Origin of the sequence: uncultured Aliiroseovarius sp. (assembly GCF_947492455.1) — a bacterium.
Taxonomy (GTDB): domain Bacteria; phylum Pseudomonadota; class Alphaproteobacteria; order Rhodobacterales; family Rhodobacteraceae; genus Aliiroseovarius.
Genome location: NZ_CANLNB010000004.1, coordinates 93,804 through 116,645 on the forward strand (window position 1 = coordinate 93,804; position 22,842 = coordinate 116,645).

General features: G+C 61.2%; 21 protein-coding genes and 1 other RNA gene. 8 read left to right on the forward strand and 14 right to left on the reverse strand.

Translation table 11 applies throughout. The features are described 5' to 3' along the window. Positions 1-27 precede the first annotated feature (27 nt). The 6 genes from Q0677_RS10375 to clpS form a co-directional block, all read right to left on the reverse strand. On the reverse strand, positions 28-1,203 hold the full coding sequence (locus Q0677_RS10375) for an acetyl-CoA C-acyltransferase family protein (RefSeq protein ID WP_298909364.1): 1,176 nt from the start codon (positions 1,201-1,203) through the stop codon (positions 28-30). Between the two features lie 85 nt (positions 1,204-1,288). Beyond that, positions 1,289-1,813, reverse strand: a complete 525-nt coding sequence (locus Q0677_RS10380) for a MarR family winged helix-turn-helix transcriptional regulator (RefSeq protein ID WP_298909367.1) — start codon at positions 1,811-1,813, stop codon at positions 1,289-1,291. An 85-nt stretch (positions 1,814-1,898) separates the two neighbouring features. Beyond that, positions 1,899-2,789 (reverse strand): oxygen-dependent coproporphyrinogen oxidase, encoded by an 891-nt coding sequence (hemF, locus tag Q0677_RS10385; RefSeq protein ID WP_298909369.1) that lies wholly within the window; start codon positions 2,787-2,789, stop codon positions 1,899-1,901. Between the two features lie 96 nt (positions 2,790-2,885). Next, on the reverse strand, positions 2,886-3,713 hold the full coding sequence (locus Q0677_RS10390; protein ID WP_298909371.1) for an SDR family oxidoreductase: 828 nt from the start codon (positions 3,711-3,713) through the stop codon (positions 2,886-2,888). 46 nt (positions 3,714-3,759) lie between these two features. Then, complete coding sequence (locus Q0677_RS10395) at positions 3,760-4,749, reverse strand: methyltransferase (protein WP_298909374.1); 990 nt, start codon at positions 4,747-4,749, stop codon at positions 3,760-3,762. Positions 4,750-4,770: 21 nt separating this feature from the next. Continuing rightward, complete coding sequence (gene clpS / locus Q0677_RS10400; protein WP_133489087.1) at positions 4,771-5,112, reverse strand: ATP-dependent Clp protease adapter ClpS; 342 nt, start codon at positions 5,110-5,112, stop codon at positions 4,771-4,773. 398 nt (positions 5,113-5,510) lie between these two features. On the opposite strand from clpS, the gene Q0677_RS10405 reads away from it, so the two are divergent. Further along, positions 5,511-7,016, forward strand: a complete 1,506-nt coding sequence (locus Q0677_RS10405; RefSeq protein WP_298909377.1) for a D-alanyl-D-alanine carboxypeptidase family protein — start codon at positions 5,511-5,513, stop codon at positions 7,014-7,016. Positions 7,017-7,022: 6 nt separating this feature from the next. Here the strand turns inward: Q0677_RS10405 and Q0677_RS10410 are convergent, their stop codons facing one another. From Q0677_RS10410 to Q0677_RS10430, 5 genes are all read right to left on the reverse strand, one after another. Further along, positions 7,023-8,630, reverse strand: coding sequence for an ABC transporter ATP-binding protein (locus tag Q0677_RS10410; RefSeq protein ID WP_298909378.1), 1,608 nt, complete (start codon positions 8,628-8,630; stop codon positions 7,023-7,025). After that, positions 8,627-9,733 (reverse strand): ABC transporter permease, encoded by a 1,107-nt coding sequence (locus tag Q0677_RS10415; protein ID WP_282181680.1) that lies wholly within the window; start codon positions 9,731-9,733, stop codon positions 8,627-8,629. Before Q0677_RS10415 ends, Q0677_RS10410 begins: the two co-directional genes overlap by 4 nt. Positions 9,734-9,735: 2 nt before the next feature. Continuing rightward, on the reverse strand, positions 9,736-10,818 hold the full coding sequence (gene yejB / locus Q0677_RS10420) for a microcin C ABC transporter permease YejB (protein ID WP_298909382.1): 1,083 nt from the start codon (positions 10,816-10,818) through the stop codon (positions 9,736-9,738). Between the two features lie 39 nt (positions 10,819-10,857). Continuing rightward, complete coding sequence (locus Q0677_RS10425; RefSeq protein WP_298909385.1) at positions 10,858-12,756, reverse strand: extracellular solute-binding protein; 1,899 nt, start codon at positions 12,754-12,756, stop codon at positions 10,858-10,860. A gap of 180 nt (positions 12,757-12,936) precedes the next feature. After that, the gene (locus Q0677_RS10430) at positions 12,937-13,485 is read right to left on the reverse strand and encodes a cytochrome c family protein (RefSeq protein WP_282181677.1); all 549 of its coding nucleotides are present in this window, start codon (positions 13,483-13,485) and stop codon (positions 12,937-12,939) included. A gap of 119 nt (positions 13,486-13,604) precedes the next feature. On the opposite strand from Q0677_RS10430, the gene Q0677_RS10435 reads away from it, so the two are divergent. Then, positions 13,605-14,438 (forward strand): prephenate dehydratase, encoded by an 834-nt coding sequence (locus Q0677_RS10435; RefSeq protein WP_298909388.1) that lies wholly within the window; start codon positions 13,605-13,607, stop codon positions 14,436-14,438. A 19-nt stretch (positions 14,439-14,457) separates the two neighbouring features. Here Q0677_RS10435 and Q0677_RS10440 read toward each other — a convergent pair whose 3' ends face one another. Then, positions 14,458-14,919 carry an SRPBCC family protein gene (locus tag Q0677_RS10440; protein ID WP_298909392.1) on the reverse strand — a complete coding sequence of 154 codons (462 nt, stop codon included), beginning with the start codon at positions 14,917-14,919 and terminating at the stop codon, positions 14,458-14,460. Positions 14,920-14,958: 39 nt separating this feature from the next. Then, a complete protein-coding gene (gene nudC, locus Q0677_RS10445; protein ID WP_298909394.1) occupies positions 14,959-15,921 on the reverse strand; it encodes an NAD(+) diphosphatase in 963 nt (320 codons plus the stop codon). A 227-nt stretch (positions 15,922-16,148) separates the two neighbouring features. On the opposite strand from nudC, the gene Q0677_RS10450 reads away from it, so the two are divergent. From Q0677_RS10450 to rsgA, 3 genes are all read left to right on the forward strand, one after another. Next, entirely contained in the window at positions 16,149-17,933 is a 1,785-nt protein-coding gene (locus Q0677_RS10450) for a bifunctional 2',3'-cyclic-nucleotide 2'-phosphodiesterase/3'-nucleotidase (RefSeq protein WP_298909396.1), read from the forward strand. A gap of 37 nt (positions 17,934-17,970) precedes the next feature. Next, positions 17,971-18,068, forward strand: an RNA gene (ffs, locus tag Q0677_RS10455) — signal recognition particle sRNA small type. Between the two features lie 284 nt (positions 18,069-18,352). Next, positions 18,353-19,384, forward strand: a complete 1,032-nt coding sequence (gene rsgA, locus Q0677_RS10460; RefSeq protein ID WP_298909398.1) for a ribosome small subunit-dependent GTPase A — start codon at positions 18,353-18,355, stop codon at positions 19,382-19,384. 89 nt (positions 19,385-19,473) lie between these two features. On the opposite strand, the gene Q0677_RS10465 is transcribed toward rsgA, so the two are convergent. Then, a complete protein-coding gene (locus tag Q0677_RS10465) occupies positions 19,474-19,959 on the reverse strand; it encodes a protein phosphatase (protein WP_298909401.1) in 486 nt (161 codons plus the stop codon). A gap of 108 nt (positions 19,960-20,067) precedes the next feature. Between Q0677_RS10465 and Q0677_RS10470 the strand changes: the two genes are divergently transcribed. From Q0677_RS10470 to recR, 3 genes are all read left to right on the forward strand, one after another. Then, positions 20,068-21,828 (forward strand): DNA polymerase III subunit gamma/tau, encoded by a 1,761-nt coding sequence (locus Q0677_RS10470; RefSeq protein ID WP_298909403.1) that lies wholly within the window; start codon positions 20,068-20,070, stop codon positions 21,826-21,828. A gap of 66 nt (positions 21,829-21,894) precedes the next feature. Then, complete coding sequence (locus tag Q0677_RS10475; RefSeq protein WP_133489112.1) at positions 21,895-22,239, forward strand: YbaB/EbfC family nucleoid-associated protein; 345 nt, start codon at positions 21,895-21,897, stop codon at positions 22,237-22,239. A 3-nt stretch (positions 22,240-22,242) separates the two neighbouring features. Continuing rightward, entirely contained in the window at positions 22,243-22,839 is a 597-nt protein-coding gene (gene recR, locus Q0677_RS10480) for a recombination mediator RecR (RefSeq protein ID WP_298909405.1), read from the forward strand. The last annotated feature ends 3 nt before the right edge of the window (positions 22,840-22,842 follow it).

A 22,842-nucleotide genomic window follows, 5' to 3' on the forward strand; every position in this document is an offset into this window, starting at 1 on the left:
CGGGCCTTTCTTCTTTCGGGTGCGTGCTTACAGACGCTCGATGGCCAGTGCGATGCCTTGACCGCCGCCAATGCACATGGTGATCAGCGCTTTCGAGCCGCCGATGCGTTCCAATTCATACAGCGCCTTCACTGTGATGATCGCGCCCGTTGCGCCGACCGGATGACCCAGCGCAATCGCGCCGCCATTCGGGTTCACCTTGGCCGTGTCCAGACCCAACCCGTTGTTCACGGCGATGGCTTGGGCGGCAAAGGCTTCGTTCGATTCGATCACGTCGAAATCGCTGACCGACAGCCCGGTGCGCGCCAACAGGTTCTCGACCGCCGGGACGGGGCCGATGCCCATGACCTCGGGCCGCACGCCTGCATGGCCATAGCCAATGATGCGCGCCTTGGGTTTCAGGCCAGCGGCCTCGGCGGCGTCCGCGCGGGCCAGAACCAGCGCTGCCGCGCCATCATTGATGCCCGAGGCGTTGCCCGCCGTCACGCTGCCATCTTTCTGGAACGCAGGGCGCAGACCGGCAAGCGCGTCGGCGGTCGTCGGCTTGGGGTGCTCGTCGCGGGCGAAGGCCACCACCTCGCGGCGCTTCTTCACCTCGACCGGCACGATCTGGCTGTCGAAATACCCGGCCTCGATCGCAGCAGCGGCGCGGCGCTGGCTTTCCAGTGCAAAGGCATCCTGATCTTCGCGGGTGACGTTGTTTTCAGACGCGACGTTTTCAGCGGTGATGCCCATGTGACCGGTGCCAAACGGGCAGTTCAGCGCGCCCAGCATCATGTCCTGCGCACCGGTGTCGCCCATCTTCTGACCCCAGCGTGCCTGCGGCAGGATGTAGGGCGAGCGGCTCATGTTTTCGGCCCCGCCTGCGACGGCGAAATCAGCGTCGCCCAGCATCAGGTTCTGGGTGGCGGACACGATGGCCTGCAGGCCCGAGCCGCACAGGCGGTTCACGTTCATCGCGGGGGTGGTGTCGGGGATGCCGGCCTCGATCATCGCCACACGCGACAGGTACATGTCGCGCGGTTCGGTGTTGATCACATGGCCGAATACCACATGGCCGATCTGTTCCGGGGAAACACCAGCACGGGCCATTGCCTCGCGGGTGACGGTTGCGCCAAGCGCGCTGGGCGGGGTTTGGGCAAGGCTGCCGCCAAAGCCACCGATTGCAGTGCGTACGCCGTCAAGAATGACAATATCGGACATGTCAGAACCTCCTGTTTTGAGTTGGCAACACTGTGCCGCAAAGCAGAAGACCTGTCTTGTGTAACGCTCCGTCAGAGGAGCGGGATCAACTGTCCGCGGTGGTGTCGGGGTCCAGTTTGTGCAGCAAACCGGTCAGCGCTTCACGAAAACTGGAATCTTCCGCCCCCAGAAGCGTCGATAGCTGCGCCTCATAGTCATCGGCAATAGGCGCCAAAGCTTCGATCATCGCCCGGCCCTTGTCGGTCAGGCTGAGTTCGACCAGACGGCGGTCCGAGGGATTGATGGTCTTGGTGACATAGCCCGCCGCCTCAAGCCGAGACGCCGCCCGACTGACCTTGGGTTTGTCCATGTCCACGCGTTTATGGATCTCGCGTACGCTGACGCTGTCGGCTTGGCTTAGATGCGCCACGACCCGCCATTCGGACACCGAAATCCCATAGGCCTCGCGATAGTGTTTGGCAAACTCCGCGCTGACACGGCTGGACAGAACAGCAAGCTGATAGGGCAGGAAATCGTCAAGTTTAAAGCTGGTCACGCCGGGGCCTTTCGGGTTTTCCACACAGCTTGCCCCGACACGTGCGCCAAGGCAAGCCAAAGCCCACCTGCGCATTTTCTTGTCATAAATATCCTGGGGTGAGCCCGAAAGGGCGAGGGGCAAAGCCCCTCAGGCTCGCGCCAGCGAGCCACCGAAGTCTTTAGACCCACTTCGCCATCGGCGGCAGGCTCATCAACACCGCATTTGCGTCGTGGCCGGTGGCTAAGCCAAACTTGGTGCCGCGGTCATAGACAAGGTTATATTCGGCATAGAGTCCGCGATGCACGAGTTGCGTGTCCTTGTCAGCCTCGTTCCACAGTGTGTTGCGGCGCTTTTCGGTCACTGGCACGAAGGCGGGCAGGAAGGCGCGGCCAATGTCTTGGGTCAGGGCGAAATCCGTTTCCCAATCGCCTGTGTTGCGGTCGTCCATAAAGATCCCGCCGACACCGCGGGCGCGGCCACGGTGGGGGACATAGAAATACTCGTCCGCCCATTCCTTTAGCTTGCCGTAAAGCGTGGGGTCATGGGGATCCAGATGCTCTTTCTGAATGTTGTGGAAATGCGCGGTGTCCTCGTCATACTCGATGCAGGGGTTCAGGTCAGACCCACCGCCGAACCACCACGCGCCGGGGGTCCAGAACATGCGGGTGTTCATGTGTACTGCAGGGCAGTGCGGGTTCTGCATGTGGGCGACCAGAGAAATGCCCGAGGCCCAGAACCGCGGATCGTCTTCGATCCCCGGCACGCCGCGTGCGGCCATAGCCTGCTGGGCGGGCTTGCCCAAAGTGCCGTAGACGGTCGAGATGTTGACGCCCACTTTTTCAAACACGCGTCCTCCTCGCATGACGCTCATCAGTCCGCCACCGGCATCCGATCCGTCATCCGACTTGCGCGTGGTTTTCGTAACCTCGAACCGACCGGCAGGTTGATCCGACAGGGGACCGTCCGTCTGGCTGTCTTCCAGCGCCTCGAACGCGGCAACGATCTGGTCGCGCAGCTCGTGGAACCACTGGCTGGCGCGTGCTTTTTGATCGGTCATCTGGTCGGTCATCTGGGGCTCCGGGTGTCAAAGGTTACGGCTGTCCTGACCAGCTATCAAAGCTGGGCGGGTTTGGCAAAAGGCAGGATGTCGCGACGGCGCGCGCGGTCAGTGCGCCGGATTACCCACCACGTCCAGCAAGCTGCGTCCGCCATCGACCTGCAAAATATGGCCGGTCATAAAGCTGGATCCTTCCGAGGCCAGGAATTGCACAGCGTCCGCGATTTCCGAGGCCGAGGCGATCCGCCCAAGAGGTGTGCCCTCGATGATGTCCCCGCGGGTCTCGGGGTTGGCGCGGATTGTGTTGCGCAGGCTTGCGCTCATCAATGATCCAAAGGACACGGCGTTCACGCGGATGCGATTGGGGGCAAGCGCCACGGCCAAAGAGCGAGTCATCTGATCCACCGCTGCCGAGGCGATCGAATAGGCCATCAGCCCCGGTTGCGTGCGTGTTGACGCGATCGAGGACAGATTAACGATGGCCCCCAGCGGGGTTTCGGTATCGTCCTCGTCCAGATCCTGACCTTGCAGGATCATGCGTTTCGCGACCAATTGGCTTAGGCGCAGGCTGGTCATCAGGTTCTGATCCAGCAAGGATTTGACGGATTTGTCATCCACGTCCAGAGGGTCCGCCAGCGTCACCTGACGCGAGGCGTTGATCAGAATGTCCACCCGTTCAAAGGCATCGATCGTGGCCGACAGCAGGTTCGCAAGGGTCAGTTTCTCGCGCAGGTCGCCAGCGAAGATGCGGGTGTTTCCGGCCTCGTCACTGTCTTCGTCCGGGTTCGGGCCCCATTGATCCAGAAGCCCCGCTTCGTCCATATCGGCACAGACCACATTGGCGCCGTGATCTGCGAAGTGGCGGGCAATGGACAGGCCGATGCCATTGGCGGCACCAGTAATGATGGCGGTCTTGCCTGCGATATTGAAAGACATAAGCTCTCCTGTCTCTGGGCGATTCCCCGCGCCAGACTAGCGGAAGTTACCGCGCCGCGCGATGAGGTTTCAGCCCGGCCAGAAGCTTGAAGCCCGGCGTGCCGCCCAGATCCTCGACCACGCGGAAATACTTGGCCAGTGCGTCTTCGTAGGGCAGGTGGCGATTTGCGACCATGACGAAGCGGCCCGAGGGCTTCAGGATGCGTGCGGCCGACTGGATGAAAGCCTGCCCCAGTTCGGGACGGCCCGCACGGCTGGTGTGGAATGGTGGGTTCGAGATCACAACATCATAGGGCTGTTCAGGCGTGAACGCGGTGGCGTCGTCCCAAAGGAACCGAGCGCGCGGGTCGTCGATGTTGCGGCGGGCACAGTCCAGTGCAACCTTGTCCGCTTCGATCAAGTCCAGCGCATCGACCCCGTCACGCAACAGGATGTGGTGCGACAGATATCCCCAGCCCGCGCCCAAATCGGCCACACGGCCATTGATGACGTCGGGCATAACGGCGGCCAGAACCTCGGACCCTTTGTCGATCTTCTCGGCAGAGAATACGCCGGGGCGGGTGACAAAACCATCGGGTAGGGTGATGTCATTGGCCACCCACTCGGGCGCGTCCAGCCCTTGGAACCAGACGATCTTGCCATGCGCTTTCGACAAGTTGCCCAGAAGATCCGCGCGCTTCTTTAGTGCCTTCAGATGGCTATCCATCCCGTCGGTCTTCTGACCGTCCAGAATAACCAACCCGCCACCCGTGGCGCGGTCAGCGGCATGCAGCCACGCCTGCGCTTGCGTCTTCGACCGGGGCGCACAGACCAGCGCGGCGGCGAAGCCCGCGTCCGGCAGATCATTGACAACGTTGTATCCGCGCGCGCTCCAGTACTGCACATCGGGATAGAAATGGCTGTAGATCGTCACGCGATCCTTGGGCAGCGCCGAGATATCGTGATCCGGCGTCGGGCCAATCACCAGAAGCGCACCGTCTTCAGGCAGCGCAATCAGCCCATCATCAAGGGCAATGGACAAACGTGTGTGAAGCATCTTGAACCCCGCGCGCGGCGGTCATTCCTTTTCCATGGTGCATTGCAGCGGATGCTGGTGTTCGCGCGCCAGCTGCATCACCTGAGTGACCTTGGTTTCGGCAATCTCGTACGAGAAGACCCCCGCCACGGCCAGACCCTTTTTATGCACGGTCAACATCAGCTCGAACGCTTGCGAGTGGTTCAGGCCAAAGAAGCGCTCCAGTACCATGACGACGAACTCCATCGGGGTGAAATCGTCGTTCAAGAGCAGCACCTTGTACATCGGCGGTCGCTTGGTCTTCGGCTTGGTTGCAACCGCAAGGCCGGCGTCACCGTCATCATCGGGACCACCCGAGGACAGGATGAAGGGTGATGTTGTCATGTCGACATCGCTCCGTGGGTTGCAGTCAAAAGCGTCCGGGACACACAATATAAGGCTTGCCCGTTGATAGAAAAGGGGCAGGGGACCGCGCATCCGGGACCGCTCATACAAAATGGGGGCGAAAGTCTCAACAATTGGTTTCATTGGGCTGGTCGGATGCGACAAATCCGCTGTCTGCACGATCCTGTGCGGCCACAGTTTGCGTGCAGATCTAGTAAGTGCGCCGCGCCATGCGCCCCATATCTTGCGGTTGGGGATGTGCCGTGGCCCTTTAGACACGCAATCGGGCGAAGTAAATAAGCGGTTTCCCAAACGAAATCCGCGTGCTAGCCTGAAAAAAACAAATCAGCTGGGCGAAAAAAGATCCGGCGATTGAGGCAGAAAAGGTAACCGTCGTGATGACGCGTTTTAAGCAGTTGGCCCGTTTTGGGTTCATTCTCGCAGTTATTGGCTGTTTGGTGGCGCTTGCCCCCATGCGTGCGCAGGCCGCGCCCTATGCGGCGATGGTGATCGATGCGCGCACCGGCAAAGTTTTGCATTCCAGAAACGCGGATACCCGGTTGCACCCGGCCTCTTTGACCAAAATGATGACGCTTTATGTGGCGTTTGAAGCGATCAAGCATGGCGAGATTTCGGCCGATACGGTCGTGACGATCTCGGCCAAAGCGGCTGCTGAACCGCCGTCCAAGCTGGGCCTGCGTAAGGGTCAGAAGATCAAACTGCGCTATCTGATCCGCGCCGCCGCCGTGAAATCCGCCAACGACGCCGCCACCGCAATTGGAGAGGCGATCTCGGGCTCGGAAGCCGCGTTTGCGCGCCGTATGAACCGCACCGCCAAAGCGCTGGGCATGACGCGCACGCATTTCAAGAACGCCCACGGGCTGACCGAAAGCGGTCACCTGTCGACCGCGCGGGACATGACCACGCTGGGCCGTCACATTTTCTATGACCACCCGGACTACTACAACCTGTTCTCGCGCCGCTCGACCCATGCTGGTGTGAAAGCGGTCAACAACACCAACCGCCGTTTTCTGAACGCCTATAAGGGCGCGGACGGGATCAAGACTGGGTATACCAACGCCGCCGGGTTTAACCTTGTGGCCTCGGCAGAACGTGGGCAAGAGCGGATTATCACGACCGTTTTCGGTGGCCGTTCGACCGCGTCGCGCAACGCCAAAGTGGCCGAGTTGATGGACCTTGGATTCCGCCGCGCGCCCAGCCATGCCGCGGTGCGTAAGCCTGCGCTGCCCGCCTATGCGGGCAATGTGGGAACGGACACGCCCGAGCCCGGCGCGGCTGGCAAAATTATCCGTCTGGTCACAGCCGTCAAACGTAGCCCGCGCCCCGCGCCCCGTCCGGGTGCGCAGGAACCGGTGGTTGATACCCAACTGGCCAGCCTGACCGACAGCATCAAAGACGCCGTGGTCGCGGTGACAGAAGACGGCACCACCACGCCCGAGGCTGAGGCCGTTGCGTTGGCTCCGGCGATCGAAACGACACCAGTGCCGCCCACCGCCCAGCCCTTCGGTGGCGAGGCGACCGTCGCTTCGGCAGCCATGACCTCTCCGCCACCGCGTCCCGCCGCGATCATTCTGGCTTCGCTGGAACCCGCCGCGCAGCCCGCCGAGGCCGCACCCGAGATCGTGACCCGTATGTCCACGTCAGGTGGGCGGCACTACGCGATCAACGTGGGCGTTCTGGGTACCCGCTATCACGCCGAGCGGCGCTTGCTGAAAACCGCATTGCGCGAGCTTGATACGCTGGACGAGGCCCTGCGCAAAGTCGTCAAACGCTCGGACGGGTGGCATGCGAATTTCGTCAGCCTGACGCAGGAACAGGCCGATCTGGCCTGCCGTCGCTTGAATGCCCGCAACACGCGGTGCAAGGTAATTGGGCCGTCCTAATCTGATCTACTGAGAAACAGCGTCGCTGGCTTTCATGTCGAAGGCCGCGGCCATCAGCGCGCGAGTATAGTCCGTCGCGGGCGCATCAAAAATCTGATCCGCGTCACCGCTTTCCACCACGTCGCCCGCCCGCATCACCAGCACCTTGTGGCTGAGCGCGCGGACCACGCGTAGGTCGTGCGAGATGAACAGATAGGCCAGCCCGTGCTTCCGTTGCAGGTTGCGCAGAAGCTCGACGATCTGCACCTGTACGGTCATATCCAAGGCCGAGGTCGGTTCGTCCAGCACCACCAGCTTCGGGCGTAGGATCATGGCGCGGGCGATGGCGATGCGCTGACGTTGACCGCCCGAGAACTCGTGCGGATAGCGGTGCATGGTGCCGGGGTTAAGGCCCACTTCTTCCATGATCTCCGCCACCATCTCGCGCCGGTTGCGGCCCGGTTCCAGCCCGTGCACGGATAGACCCTCGGCGATGATTTCCTCGGCGGTCATGCGGGGGGACAGCGATCCATAGGGGTCTTGGAATACGATCTGCATGTCGCGGCGCAGGGGTTGCAACTGGCGGGATTTCAGCCCCTGAATGCCGTCGCCCATAAAGACAATCGGCCCGTCCGAGCTGATCAATCGCATCACGGCCAGCGCCAACGTGGTCTTGCCTGATCCGCTTTCGCCCACGATGCCGATCGTTTCGCCCGCGCGGACGTTGAAGGTGGCGGCGTTCACCGCCTTGATGTGTCCCACGGTGCGGCGCATCAAGCCGCGTTGGATGGGGAACCAGATGCGCAGGTCTTGGGCGCTCGCAATCTCGGGTGCGTCGGCGGGGACGGGATCGGGGCGGCCATGTGCCTCGGCGCCTAGCAGCATCTTGGTGTAGTCGTGCTGCGGGTTCTCGAAGACTTCGGCAGTTGGGCCGGTCTCGACAATCTCGCCGTCTTTCATGACGCAGACGCGGTCCGCGATTTTACGCACGATGCCAAGGTCGTGGGTGATGAACAGAAGGCTCATCCCCTCGCTTTCCTTCAGATCCGCCAGCAGGTCGAGGATCTGCGCCTGAATGGTTACATCCAGCGCGGTGGTGGGTTCGTCTGCGATCAACAGCTCGGGCCCATTGGCCAGCGCCATTGCGATCATGACACGCTGCCTTTGCCCGCCGGACAACTGGTGCGGATAATTCTGCAACCGCGTTTCCGCGTCGCGAATTCCGACCTTGTCCAGCAGCTCCAGAATGCGGGCACGGACGGCGTCTCCGGTCAGGCCCTGATGCAGCTGGATCGACTCCGCCATCTGCTTTTCGATCGTGTGCAGCGGATTCAGCGATGTCATCGGCTCTTGAAAGATAAAGCTGATGTCGTTGCCGCGCACGTCGCGCAGGTCAGAGGGCGAGGCGCCAATCATCTCGCGCCCTTCATAGGTGATGGACCCTGTGACCTCGGCGCTGTCTGGCAGAAGGGATACGGTGGACAGGGCGGACACGGATTTCCCCGACCCGCTTTCGCCGACCAGCGCGACGGTCTCGCCCTTCTCGACGGTGAAGCTGATCCCACGCACGGCAGGGTGGCTTTGCCCGTCTTGGCGGAACGAGACGCTTAGGTTGTTGACTGTCAGAAGGCTCATTGGAAGGTCTTTCTTGGGTCAAACGCGTCCCGCACGCCTTCGAAGATGAAGACAAGCAGCGACAGAAGGATCGAGAAGGTCATGAAGGCGGTAAAGGCCAGCCACGGGGCTTGCAGGTTTTGCTTTGCCTGACGGGTCAGTTCACCCAGTGACGGGGCCGAGGACGGGAGGCCGAAGCCAAGGAAGTCCAGCGTTGCCAGCGTGGAAATCGTGCCGGTAATGATGAAGGGCAGCATGGTCAGCGTGGCAACCATCGCGTTGGGCAGCACGTGGCGGAACATAATCACGCGGTTCGAGACCCCCAGCGCGCGGGCGGCGCGGACGTATTCGAAGTTACGCGCGCGCAGGAATTCAGCGCGGACCACGCCGACCAGCGCGGGCCAGCCAAACAGCACGGTGACAAAGACCAGAAGCCAAAAACTTCGCCCAAGGATCGCGAAGAGGATGATGATCACGTAAAGCGACGGGGTCGAAGCCCAGATCTCCAAAATCCGTTGGAAGATCAGGTCGATCCAGCCGCCGAAATAGCCCTGAATGGCACCCGCCGTGATCCCGATGATCGAGGTCAGGATAGTGACGACCACGGTGAAGAACACGGACAGACGGAAACCATAGATCACGCGGGCCAGCACGTCACGCGCGGTGTCATCGGTGCCCAGAAGGTGCTGCGCATCGGGCGCGCTGGGGGCGGCGCCGTCGATGTCGTTGATGGTCGTGTAGCTATAGGGGATCGGTGGCCAGATCAGCCAACCTTTGTTGATCGGTTCGCCTTCGACGGTGCCGGTCTTGGCCTCGGCAATCACGCCTTCGGGGTCGTCCCAGCAGGCCTCGGACCCTTGGGCGATGATCAGGCATTGCACCTCGATATCCCCATAGACGGCCTCGGTCTTGAAGTCGCCGCCGAACGCGGTTTCGGGGTAGAACTTGACCACGGGCATGTAGAAGCCGCCGTCATATTTCACCAAGATCGGTTTGTCGTTGGCCAGAAGCTCGGCAAACAGCGACAGGCCAAACAGGATCGCGAACAGGATTAGCGACCAGAAGGCGCGGCCGTTGCGGCGGAAGTTGCGCCAGCGGCGTTGGTTGAGGGGGGACAGCGCCATCGTTAAACCTCGCGCCCTTCAAAGTCGATGCGGGGATCGACGAAGACATACATGAGGTCCGACAGGATGCCGACCAGAAGGCCCAACAGTCCGAAAACGAAGAGTGTGCCGAAGATCACCGGATAGTCACGGGCCAGCGCGGCCTCGTAGCCCAGACGGCCCAGACCATCGAGCGAGAAGAGCGTTTCGATAATGACCGAGCCGCCGAAGAACACGCCCAAGAAGACCGAGGGGAAACCGGCTATCACGATCAGCATCGCGTTGCGGAAGACATGGCCGTAAAGCACGCGGTTTTCGGCCAGACCCTTGGCGCGGGCGGTCACGACGTATTGCTTCTTGATCTCGTCCAGAAAGCTGTTCTTGGTCAGCAGCGTCAGGGTCGCGAAGCTGGCAATTGTGGATGCCAGCACCGGCAATGTGATGTGCCAGAAGTAATCCACGACCTTGCCCCAAAGCGACAGCTCCTCCCAATTGTCCGAGGTTAGGCCGCGCAGCGGGAACCACTGCAAATACGAGCCGCCTGCAAACAGCACCAGCAGAAGGATCGCGAACAGAAAGCCCGGGATGGCATAGGCCACGATGATCATGCCCGAGGTCCAGGTGTCGAATTTCGACCCGTCGCGCACCGCCTTCTGAATGCCCAGCGGGATCGAGACCATGTAAGCAATCACGGTGGACCACAGCCCCAGCGTGATTGACACGGGCATCTTTTCGGCCACCAGTTCGAAGACGCCGATAGAGCGGAAATAGCTTTCGCCGAAATCCAGCCGCATATAGTTCCAGATCATCGTGAAGAACCGCTCAAGCGGGGGCTTGTCGAAGCCGAATTCTTTCTCAAGTTCGGCAATGAATTCCGCAGGCAGGCCGCGTGCACCCAGATAGCTTTCGTCGCCGCTGCTGGCCTCGATCCCGGCGTCCCCGCCGCCCGAGATCGTTTCAAACACGTCCCCGCCGCCTTCCATTTGGGCGATGATCTGTTCGATCGGGCCTCCGGGCACGAATTGCGTCAGCGTGAAATTGATCACCATGATCCCGAAAAGGGTCGGGATGATCAAAAGCAGTCTTCGCAGAATATAGGCGCCCATATGCGGTCCTTGGTTTTGTGCTCGGTTGTGCGGCTTAGTTTATTTCAACACGCCCGCCGCTTCCAACTTGGCGGCTTTGTCTGCGTCGTACCACCAGAAGGACAGTTCGCCCAGAGACAACGGCGGCAGATTCTCCGGGTAGCCGAAGATGTCATAGAAGGCCACGGTGTGCTTGTTCTTGTACCATTGCGGAATGGTGAAGCCGATATGGCGCAGCACGCGATCCAGCGCGTTGGTCGAGGTGCGCAGCTGATCCAGCGTTTCCGACTGCGCCACGATGGGCAGCAAGGCGTCGACCGCAGGATCGCGCAGACGCATCAGGTTGCGCGAGCTGTCATCGGCGGTTTTCGAGTGGAACCATTGCTCCAGCCCCGTGCCGGGTTCGAACCCCATGCCAATCGAATGGGTCACAAGGTCGAAATCGCCCGAGCGGGTGCGCTCGATATATTGCGGGATGTCCACGCGGTCGAGTTTGGCATCCACCCCCAGCTGTTTCAGGTTCTCGACGATGGGGTTGATCACGCGGTCAAACGCCGGGCTGTAGGTGACGAAGGTTGCGGACATGCGCTGGCCGTCTTTTTCAAGGAAGCCGCTCGATCCGATCTCCCACCCGGCGTCTTCCAGCAGCTTGTTGGCCTGACGATAGAAATTGCGCGAAGGGCGGTTTTCGTCGGCGTCGTGGACCGGCGGCATCACGGCGTCGGCGGTCAGGATGGTTTCGGGCAGCAAGCCTTGATCGACCAGCGGCTGAAGGATCTCGACCTCGCCCGCGCTGGGAGCACCCTTGGCACCCAGATCAATGCCGGGCCAGAAGCTGTCGACACGGCTGTAGAGCCCGCGGAACAGGGCCTCGTTCGACCATTCGAAATTGAACATCAGCCCAAATGCGTCACGCACGTTGGGATCCTGCCAAACACCTTTGTCCAGATTGAAGATGAAGCTTTGCGCGGTGCCGACTGATCCATCGGGGAACTCGGCCTTGATTGCATATCCGTTGCGCAGGTTCGGGAAATCGTAATCCTCGGCCCAGATTTGCGAGGAGTTCTCGGTGCGGAACGTGTAGGTGCCTGCCTTGAAGCCCTCCATCGCGGCGGTGCCGTCTGCGAAATAGATCGCCGTGATCTCGTCAAAGTTATTCTGCCCGACCGACAGCGGATGATCCGCGCCCCAATAATTCGGGTCGCGCACATAGGTCACGTGGCGGCCATAGTCGAAACTGCCGAGCTTGTAGGCTCCGGTGGCCATGAACGGCGCGTCCGAACGTTCGTCCACGCGTGCGCCAGTTTCTTCGAACCACGCTTTCGACAGGGCCATGCTGCTGCCCGCAAAGCTGATCCGGTCGCGTTTCGGGGCATCCTCGGTGAAGGTGTATTTGACCTGCAGCGGGCCAGTGACTTCGACGCCCGCTACGATTTCCGTGATGATGGCGCGGTATTCAGCGATGCCTTGCTCGACAAACAGGTTGTGGCTGAAGGCGATGTCCTCTGCCGTCATCTTGGTGCCGTCCCAGAAGGTCACATCGTCGCGCAGATTGAAGATGACCCAAGACAGATCGTCCGGATACTCCATCGTGGTGCACAGGAAGCAGTAGGTGCCATAGGGGTCGTCTGCGGTCGAGGTCAGGATGCTTTCATACCCAATCGTCGCCATCGAGGCCGTCGTCCCCTTGCGGGTGAACTGGTTGAAGCTGTCAAACGTGCCCTGCGCCCAGATCGAAATCTCGCCACCCTTTGGGGCGTTCGGGTTTACGTAATCCAGATGTGTGAAATCCGGGCCGTATTTCAGCTCGCCGAAATTGGAATACCCGTGGCTGACGGTGGTCTCGGCCTTGGCAGCCAAAGGTGCCAGCGCCAGCAAGGCCCCCGCGGCCAGTCCGAACCCAAATGTCAGGGCGCGGGTGTCAGGTCGGGTCATGGTCTTGGTCTGTGCGTCGCGCATGGCGGTACCTCCGTTCATCAGCGGAATGCGTTGATCCGAGTAAAAAGCGCTGCCCGATAACATTCAAGGCGCGAATTGGTGAACTGGGTGTTAATCCGCCGTACGCCGCCTGAAACCGCGCAACGAAAAAGGCCGCCCGGAATACCGGACGGCCTTTCAAATTCTTCACCGAAGGGGGGCTTAGCCGCCGATGGTGGCCAGATACGCAACCAGGTTTGCGCGGTCTTTGTCTTTCTTCAGACCCGAGAAGGTCATCTTGTTGCCCGGCGCAAAGGCTTTCGGGTTGGCCAGCCATGCGTCCAGCGCTTCGATGGTCCAGGTATCGGCGCTCATGCCGGCCAGAACGTCCGAGTAGCCGAAGCCAGCAACGCCAGCGATCGGGCGATCAACCAGACCGTACAGGTGCGGGCCGGTGCCGTTGGCGCCGTCTTCCAGCTTGTGGCAGGCTTTACACTTGCCCCAGACCTTTTCGCCTTTGGCGGGGTCGGCGGCTGCAACCAGATCTGCGAAGGGAACGGCTTCTTCCTCTTCTGCGGGGCCAGCGTCGCCGCTTTCAACCGCGATGACATAGCCGGTGGCGGCTGCGTGTGCTTCATCGCCGTGTCCGGCGTCGTGGCCGCCGCCGCTGGTGTTATACAGCGCGCTGCCGGCCCAGTTGCCAAGCAGAAGTACCAAGAGCGTGCCAATCACAGCGGCGCTCGCTTTCGTAAAGGTCATTGTGTCGAACATGTCGCGTTCCGTCTCATCCAAAGTCAGAAGCCTTCTAGCCGCTTCCCTTGTGTCTTTTCAAGCGATATGACGCGCGACTTATAGTCCTTTAACGCTAACCCGCAGGGAGGGTCCGCAAAATGACCAGCCGAATCGCCTTTCAAGGAGAGCCAGGCGCCTATTCCCACGAGGCATGTCAGGCCGCCAGACCGTATATGGAAGCCATGCCCTGCGAATCCTTTGACGAGGTCATCGCGGCCGTGCGCTCGGGGCAGGCGGATCAGGCGATGTTGCCGATCGAGAACACGACCTATGGCCGGGTTGCGGATATTCACCGTCTGCTGCCGGAAAGCGGGCTGCACATTCTGGACGAGGCTTTCGTGCGGGTTCGGATCAGCCTGATGGGGCTGCCGGGCGCCAAAATCGACGACATCAAGCTGGTACGCGCCCATCCCGTGTTGCTTCCGCAATCAGCAAACTTCCTGAAGATGCACGGCATGCGCGGTGTTGGTGCTGCGGACAGCGCCGGGGCGGCAGCGCATCTGGCGAAGGCCAAAACGCCGGGCGAAGGGGTTCTGGCGTCCGCGCTGGCGGCGGATATCTACGGCCTCGATCTGCTGGCCGAGGATGTCGAGGATCACGGCCACAACACCACCCGTTTTGTGATCATGGGCCGAGAACCCAATTTGGAACGTCGTGGCGAACACGGCATGATGACCACATTCGTCTTCGAAGTGCGCAACATCCCTGCTGCGCTTTATAAGGCGATGGGTGGCTTCGCGACCAATGGCGTAAACATGACCAAGCTGGAAAGCTACATGGTCGACGGCTCGTTCAACGCGACGCGGTTCTATGCGGATATTGAAGGCCACCCGGATGACCGGGGCGTTCAGTTGGCTTTGGAAGAGCTGGCCTATTTCACCTCGACGCTGGACATTCTTGGGGTCTACCCCCGCGATCCCGCCCGCGACTAAGGTTGATTATGGGGCGCGGTCAGGCTTTGTACCGGGCCTCGATCGTGGCAGCGTATTCCGAGACGCGCTTGCGGAAGCGGCGCAGCATCGTCGTGCGCGCCAGTTTCAAGGACTGAACCAGCAGCCGAGCCGGAATGGTCTTGGGGCGCATGTCGACGCTTAGGGTCATGCGTGTGCGCGTGCGGGACAGGGGCACCAATTCGACATCAACATCAGCAGTTAGCCCCGAGACTTTCGACCAGACGCGCAGCTGGTTCGGACGCTCGAACTGTTCAAGATTGATGTCGGCAACCCGCTGACGGCCACGATGGGCAAACTTTGCCTGCCAGCTCATGCCCTGACCGGGCTGGGTCAGCGTGTCGACGCGGCGCACCTCGGCCCCGCGGCGCAAAGCGGCAAGTTCAAAGCCTTCAAAATCAGTGACAGCGTCGAATACCTGATCAATTGTGGCTTCGATGTCTTCGTGGGTCTTGATTTTCATCAATCGCTCCTGCCGTTCGCGTCTGGGGTGAAAATGAAGTTAGTCCAAGCGATCCGCAAGCCAGTTCTGCATCAAAAAATGCGCAATTGCACCTTTTCGGGCGGGTTTGATCGCGGGATTGCGACCGGCAAAGATGTCCAGCATGTCCTCACGCGTGATCCAAAGGGCGTCGGCCAGTTCCGCCGGATCCAGCTTGATCTCGGTGGTTGTCGCATGCCCCCATGTGCCAACCATCAATGATGACGGGTAAGGCCAGGGCTGAGACGCCAGATAACCAATCGGCCCAACGCGCACGCCTGATTCTTCGTAAACTTCGCGCCGTGTGGCGGCTTCAATGGTTTCGCCGGGCTCGACGAATCCTGCCAGCAAGGAATACATGTCCTCGGGCCAGCCGATCCCGCGCCCGACCAAAACCGAGTTTCCATGCGTGATCAGCATGATCACCACCGGATCGGTCCGGGGAAAATGCGAGCGCCCGCAATCCCCGCAATCCCGTTGCCAGCCTGCCATCGCAACATGTGTCTTCGCGCCGCAATTGGCGCAAAATCCGTGGATGCGGTGCCACTCCAAGATCGAGCGCGCGGTGGCCGCGACCTCGGCCTCGTCCGGGGTCAGGCCCGCCATCGTTGCGCGCAGTTCGGCAAAGCCAAAGTCTGCGGGCAGATTGGGGTGGCGCTGGATGCTGCGATCCACGAACTGCGTTGCGTCCGGCAGTTCGTCCTCGGGTTCCCACCATGAAACATCCAAGGCAAACAGCGGCACATCGTTCTGAAGGCCAAGATAGACGCGCGGGGCGGCTTCGAAATCAGTGGGAAGCGTAGCTTGGGTCAGATAGGCCAGATCCCAACCGTCCCCCTCGGGCTTCAGCAAGATCTTCCCGCGCCACAGGGGCAGCAGATGCGCAGTCTGCGCCAATGCGGCAAGCTTTTCTGGGTGTCCACGGCTTTCGGCATCCCGATTCAATTTGCCTGCTGCAAACGTGACCTGTTCGGCGATTTTCATGGGCTGTCCTGCGCTGGTTCGTTGCCGCGCACGCTATCAGAGCCCACCCAACTGTCCAGTTTTGAATCTTGCCGTTATCGGGTCATTAAATTGACATTATACAACATTAGCGAGAAATAGCGCGACACAAACACTTATAAGAAGAGTGGGGCAAGTGGCCGAGACAAAGAAATGGTAGCGGAATGAGGCATTTCGTTCGGAATCCGGTTGCGGATCAAGGAGTTCGCGTGCGCCTGCGGATCTTGGCCACAACCGATTTGCACATGAACATCCTACCTTATGACTATCACGCGGACCGGTCTGTCAGCGGGTGGGGACTGTCGCGGACGGCACAGCTGATTGACCAAGCGCGTCGGGAAGCGGCCAATGTGATCTTGGTGGATAACGGGGATTGCCTGTATGGCTCGGCGCTGGGCGAGCGCCTGCCCCATGTGGGTGGCGATCCAGTGCATCCCATGATCCGCGCGATGAACCATCTGAACTATGATGCCATGAACCTGGGCAATCATGATTTTGATCAGGGGTGCGATGCGGCGTTGCGGTCCATTCGCGGGGCGGATTTCCCCGTGCTGACGGCGAATGCGGACCTGCCAGAGGGGGCGGGGGTTGCGCCCTATGTCTTGCTGCGGCGGCAGGTGGAAGACGATCTCGGCCGGGTGCAGGTGCTGACAATTGGCGTGATTGGTTTCCTGCCGCCGAACTCTTTGCATCAGGCGCAGATCGACACGCGTGATATACTGGACGCCGCCCTTCGCTATGTGCCTCAGATGAAGGCGGAAGGCGCAGATGTAATCATCGCGCTGGCCCATAGTGGGTTGGGGGACACAGCGCATAGTGCGGATATGGAGAACGTTCTGCATCCGCTCTCGGCCATTCCGGGGATCGACGCGCTGGTTGGCGGGCATACGCATCAGGTGTTCCCTGCCGATGGCGCCGAGGATGACGGCTTTCTAAACGGCGTTCCTACGGTCATGCCGGGGTTCTGGGGGTCTCATCTGGGGGTGATTGACCTGTCGATGACACGTCTTGATGGGCAGTGGAGTGTGTGCACTGGCGCGGCCAGCCTGCGCGCGGTGTCGGACGATCCCTGTTGCGCGGCTCTTGAAAACAACACCATTGAGGCGCTGTTTTCGGATCTGCACAACAGCACCCGCGCGGCGATGCAGGCAAGGGTGGGGGAAACGGTGCGCCCGCTGAACAACTACTTCACTCTGGTGGGGGCGGACAGCGCCACGCGGTTGGTACAGCATGCCATGTTGGACCACGCTCGTTTGTGCAAAGATGCGCTGGGCTTGCCCGATCTGCCGCTTCTGGCCGCCAGTGCGGCCTTTAAGTCGGGTGGCTTTGGCGGGCCGGACTATTACACGGCCCTAGGTGCGGGAACGCTGACGCAGCGGTCCTTGGCGGACCTTTATATGTTCCCCAACAGTTTTGCGCTGGTAAAGGTGACGGGCGCATTCCTGCGCGATTGGCTTGAGCGGTCCTGTAGCATCTTCAATCAGGTTCTGCCGGGACAGACCGCAGTGCAGCTGAAAGATGACGGCGTGCCGGGCTATATTCACGAGAGCATTTTGGGGCTGACCTATCAGGTTGATCTGACCCAGCCGTCGCGGTTTTCGCCCGCGGGGGCTCTGCGGTCGGCCACCGCAGGGCGCATCAGGGCGCTGTGTCACGAGGGGCGTGCAGTCCGGGATGACGACCAGTTCCTACTGGCCACGACGGATTATCGCGTGTTGGGCGGGGGGAATTATCCTCTGCCCGCGGCTGAGGACATTCTTCCAGTCGTCCCGGTCGAGATTCGCGAGCTGTTGACGGATTATGTTGCCAATCAGGATTGTCTCGCGGTCGAAGCGTCTCCGATCTGGCAGTTTGTGCCCGTCGACGGTGCATCTGTCTGGTTTCGATCCTCGCCACAAGGGCGCGAGGTTGTCAAAGAGTATCCGTGGCTTCGTCTGAACGAACTGGCCGCATGTGATGCGCGTGGATTTACCTGCTACGAGCTACCGCTCTGAGGCTTGCATCCCTCAGCGCAGCCTCATATATGGAAGGCGAGAGGTTGGCGCGGGTAGGCGCCTCGCCAATCTGGTCAGGTCCGGAAGGAAGCAGCCACAACGAGCCCCGTCTGGGTCGTGTTCAGCCTCTCACCCAGCTTCAAATCCGCAGGATTTGAAGCACCCGACAGGGGAAACGCAGTTTCCCCGAGAGGGACACCAGCCCCGACACATGAAACACCGTTTCACACAGTCGGACCAAAGCCCGCGCGGCGATCCCCGATATTCGCCACGCATTCGAACGGAGGGATTTTATGAGTGTCGTCACCGCCTTTCAGGCAGGTTGTCGCCCGTCGGAGTGATCCGGCCCTGCCTGACCCCATGCACCCTACGCCGCGTCTGCGCGATGGGTGTTCTTTTGTGCTAAATCAGGCAGATCAATGACTTTGACACTTATGGACCTTGGCTGGTCCGCATCCTTCGAACAGGCGCGCGCCGAATACCCGGACACGCTGACCCCTTACCGATTGACCGAAATCCACCGCGCGCAGATGAATGCGCTTGGCGCGGATGGCCCCGTGATTCTGACCACGCCGAAGTTCTCGGCTGGTGAGCTTGCGGTGGGCGACTGGGTTCTGGCGGACCCGGAAATGCGCATTCAGCATATCCTTGAACGCCGGTCGTTGCTTCAGCGACGTGGCGCGGGCACCGATGCTCATGTGCAGCTGATCGCGGCCAACGTGGACACGCTGTTCATCGTGACTTCGTGCAACGATGATTTCAACGTCGCGCGTCTGGAACGCTTTCTGGCATTGGCGCACGAGGCCGGGTGCTATCCGGTTCTGGTACTGACCAAGGCCGACCTCTGCGATGACCCGCGTGAGTACGAGCGCGAGGCGCAGGCGCTGGATCCGATGTTGACGATTCTGACTGTAAACGCGCGGGATCCCGAAAGTGCGGCCGAAGTGGCTGCGTGGTGCAAGGCGCCGCAAACCGCTGCCTTCATTGGCTCGTCTGGTGTGGGGAAAACCACGCTGACCAATGCGCTGACCGGCGGCGATGCGGCCACAGGCGGGATCCGCGAGGATGACGCCAAGGGCCGTCACGTGACCACGGCACGCTCGATGCGACCCATGTTGCAGGGCGGGTGGATCATCGACATGCCGGGCATGCGTGCGCTGCGGCTGTTGGACTCGCGCGAGGGCATCGACAACGTCTTTGACGATCTGGCCGAGCTGGAAGCGCAGTGCCGCTTTTCCGATTGCGCCCATGAGACCGAGCCAGGCTGTGCTGTTCAGGCGGCGATTGCGGCGGGGGATCTGGATCTAGAACGGTTGGATCGCTGGATGAAGCTGCGCAAGGGCGAGAAGAAGAACTCGGAAACCGTGGCGCAGTCGCGGTCGCGGGAGAAGAAGTTCTCGAAGATGGTCAATGCGCATGTGCGTGGGGCCGGTAAGCGCAAAGGTCGATAGCTCGCTTCGCGAGCCTGAGGGGCTTCGCCCCAGAGGGAAAGCGGGTGCTTTCCCTCTTCCCCAGGATATTTAGGACAAGAAAATGCGGGTTAGGGGCTGCTGGCCCAGTTTTTCTGTGCGTCGGTCTCGACGGCGCAGGGACGCACGGCGCGTAGGCGGTTGAGGGCCTTGTTCGGGGCTTCTCCGGTTTCACACAGGATACGCAGAAGCATCATGCCGGACCGTCCGCAGCCGCCTTTGCAATGGGCCAGCACTTTGCCGCCTCGGGCGAGGGTGCGGTGGGCTTCGGGTGAGATACCTTCCCAGCTTGCAATGATTTTCGCAGAGGGGGCGCCGAAATCCTGAATGGGGAGGTGGTGCCAGATGACGCCCGCCTGTGTCAGGTCGCGGCCCAAATCGGCAGCGCCAAAACTATCCATTTCGCGCGTGGTGGTCATGGTCAGAACCATGTCTGGTGCCCAATCAAGCAGCGTTTCCAAGTCTTCGCGGTAAACTCCGCTTCGGCCGGGGATGGGGCAGATGCCAAGGATGCCGTTGCCTGCGGGCAGGTGTGCGATGGGAAAGAGCGGTTCCATGCGCTTGGCGTAGCACGCAGAAAGCCATCCGCCAATTGGCTTTCGGTGGACGGCGCGGCTTTGGCCGCATAGTCTGGCCCGGACACGAATCCGGCCCGAAGGCATTCCATGACCGACACGCAATCCGACGCCCCCGCCTATCAGGTTCTGGCGCGTAAATATCGCCCTGAAACCTTTGCCGATCTGGTCGGGCAAGAGGCGATGGTCCGCACGCTGAAGAATGCGTTCGAGGCGGATCGGATTGCGCAAGCCTTTGTGATGACCGGCATTCGCGGGGTCGGTAAGACGACCACGGCGCGGATTATCGCCAAGGGGATGAACTGTATCGGTCCGGATGGGCAGGGCGGCCCGACGGTTGAGCCCTGTGGCGAGTGTGAGCACTGCGTCGCGATTGCCGAAGGGCGGCACGTGGACGTGATGGAGATGGACGCCGCATCCCGCACCGGGGTTGGCGACATTCGCGAAATCATTGAAAGCGTGCACTACCGGGCGGCCTCGGCCCGGTACAAGATCTATATCATCGATGAGGTGCACATGCTGTCGACCAGTGCGTTCAACGCGCTGTTGAAGACGCTGGAAGAGCCACCGGCACATGTGAAATTCATCTTCGCGACGACCGAGATTCGCAAAGTTCCGGTGACCGTGCTGTCCCGTTGTCAGCGTTTTGACCTGCGTCGGATTGAACCTGAAGACATGCTGGCCATGCTGCGCCGGATTGCCGATGCCGAGAAGGCCGAGATTGCAGATGATGCGCTGGCGCTGATCACGCGGGCCGCCGAGGGATCTGCCCGTGATGCGCAGTCATTGCTGGATCAGGCGATTTCGCACGGGGCGGGGGAAACCACCGCCGATCAGGTGCGCGCGATGCTGGGCTTGGCAGACCGTGGCCGGGTTTTGGACTTGTTTGATATGATCCTGAAGGGTGACGCTGCGGGTGCGTTGACCGAGCTGGGCGCGCAATATGCCGACGGGGCCGACCCGATGGCGGTGCTGCGCGATTTGGCCGAGGTTTCGCACTGGGTCAGCGTCATCAAGATCACGCCGGAAGCGGTCGAGGATCCGACGGTCTCGCCCGACGAACGCACGCGCGGGCAGCAGATGGCGCAGGCTTTGCCAATGCGTGTGCTGGCGCGGATGTGGCAAATGCTTCTGACCTCGATCGAGGAAGTTGGCCGTGCGCCCAACGCGATGATGGCGGCGGAAATGGCGGTTATTCGTCTGACCCATGTGGCAGATCTGCCCTCGCCCGAGGAACTGGTGCGCAAGCTGAAAGATAGCCCCACGCCGCCTGCAGGCCCGGGTGGTGGTGGCGGGATGCCAGCGGGCAATGGCGCGCCGATGGGAGCGCCGGCCATGTCGACGCAATCTATGCCTTCAGGACCGGGCGGCGGGGCGACGGCCTTGGCCGTGGCGGCGGATGCCGAAACCTCGCTTGCGCGATATGCGCGGTTTGAGGATGTGGTCGAGTTGATCCGCACCAACCGCGACGTGAAGCTGTTGGTTGAGGTCGAAGGCGGAGTGCGTTTGGCCGCATACCAACCGGGACGGATCGAATTCACGCCCTCGGACAGTGCCCCGCAGGATCTGGCGGCGCGTTTGGCGCAGCGCCTGCATGGCTGGACTGGTGTGCGCTGGGGCGTGACGCTGGTCAATGGCTGCGAGGCGCCGACCATCACCGAAACCCGCGATGGCGAAAAGCTGGCGCTGGAGGAAGAGGCCAAGGCGCATCCCTTGGTGCAGGCCGTGATCGCCGCCTTCCCAAAGGCGCGCATCACCGAAATCCGATCTGCCGAGGATATGGTGCAAGAAGCCGCCGAAGAGGGTCTGGCCGAGGTCGAAGACGAATGGGATCCGTTCGAGGAAGACTAGGCCCTGCCTTGTATCCGGTGCCTGCGCCCCGTATCTAAAGCTCAAGTGACATAACAGGAGCATCACATGTTCAAAGGACTGGGCGGTCTCGGCGATATGGCCGGGATGATGAAGAAAGCGCAGGAAATGCAGGCCAAGATGGCCGAGCTGCAGGAGAACCTCGAGACGATGACCGTCGTGGGCGAAAGCGGCGCGGGTCTGGTCAAGGCGACCGCTACTGCCAAAGGTGTGCTGACCGGTCTGGACATCGACCCCACCATCTTCAATCCGGATGAAAAAGAAGTGGTTGAGGATCTGATCCTTGCCGCGATCAAGGATGCTCAGGCGAAAGCTGCACAGCGTTCGGAAAGCGAAATGTCGCGTCTGACGGAAGAGCTGGGCCTGCCTAAAGATATGAACCTGCCGTTCTAACGCATGTCAGAAGCACCGCGCGATATCGAGAACCTGATCGAGCTGATGGCGAAGCTGCCGGGGCTGGGTCCGCGCTCGGCGCGTCGGGCGGTGCTATATCTGATCCGCAAGCGCGCGCTGGTGCTGACGCCTTTGGCGGATGCGATGCAGGCGGTGGCGGAAACCGCGCGGGAATGCGTGACCTGCGGCAATGTCTCGACCTCGGATCGTTGCGACATTTGCGTGTCGGAAAAACGTGCGACGGGCGAGATCTGCGTGGTCGAAGATGTGGCCGACCTGTGGGCGATGGAGCGCGCGGGCCTGTTCAAGGGCCGCTATCATGTGCTGGGCGGCACGTTGTCGGCGCTGGACGCCGTTGGCCCCGATGATCTGGGCATTCCGCGTCTGGTGCAGCGGGTGGTTGATGACAACATCAGCGAGGTCATCTTGGCCCTGAACGCCACCGTCGATGGCCAAACCACCGCACATTATATCGCGGATGAACTCGAAGGCCGCTGCGTGGTGTCATCCCTTGCGCAGGGTGTCCCCATCGGGGGCGAGCTGGATTATCTGGACGAGGGCACGATCTCGGCCGCGTTGTCTGCACGCAAGCGGATGTAACTG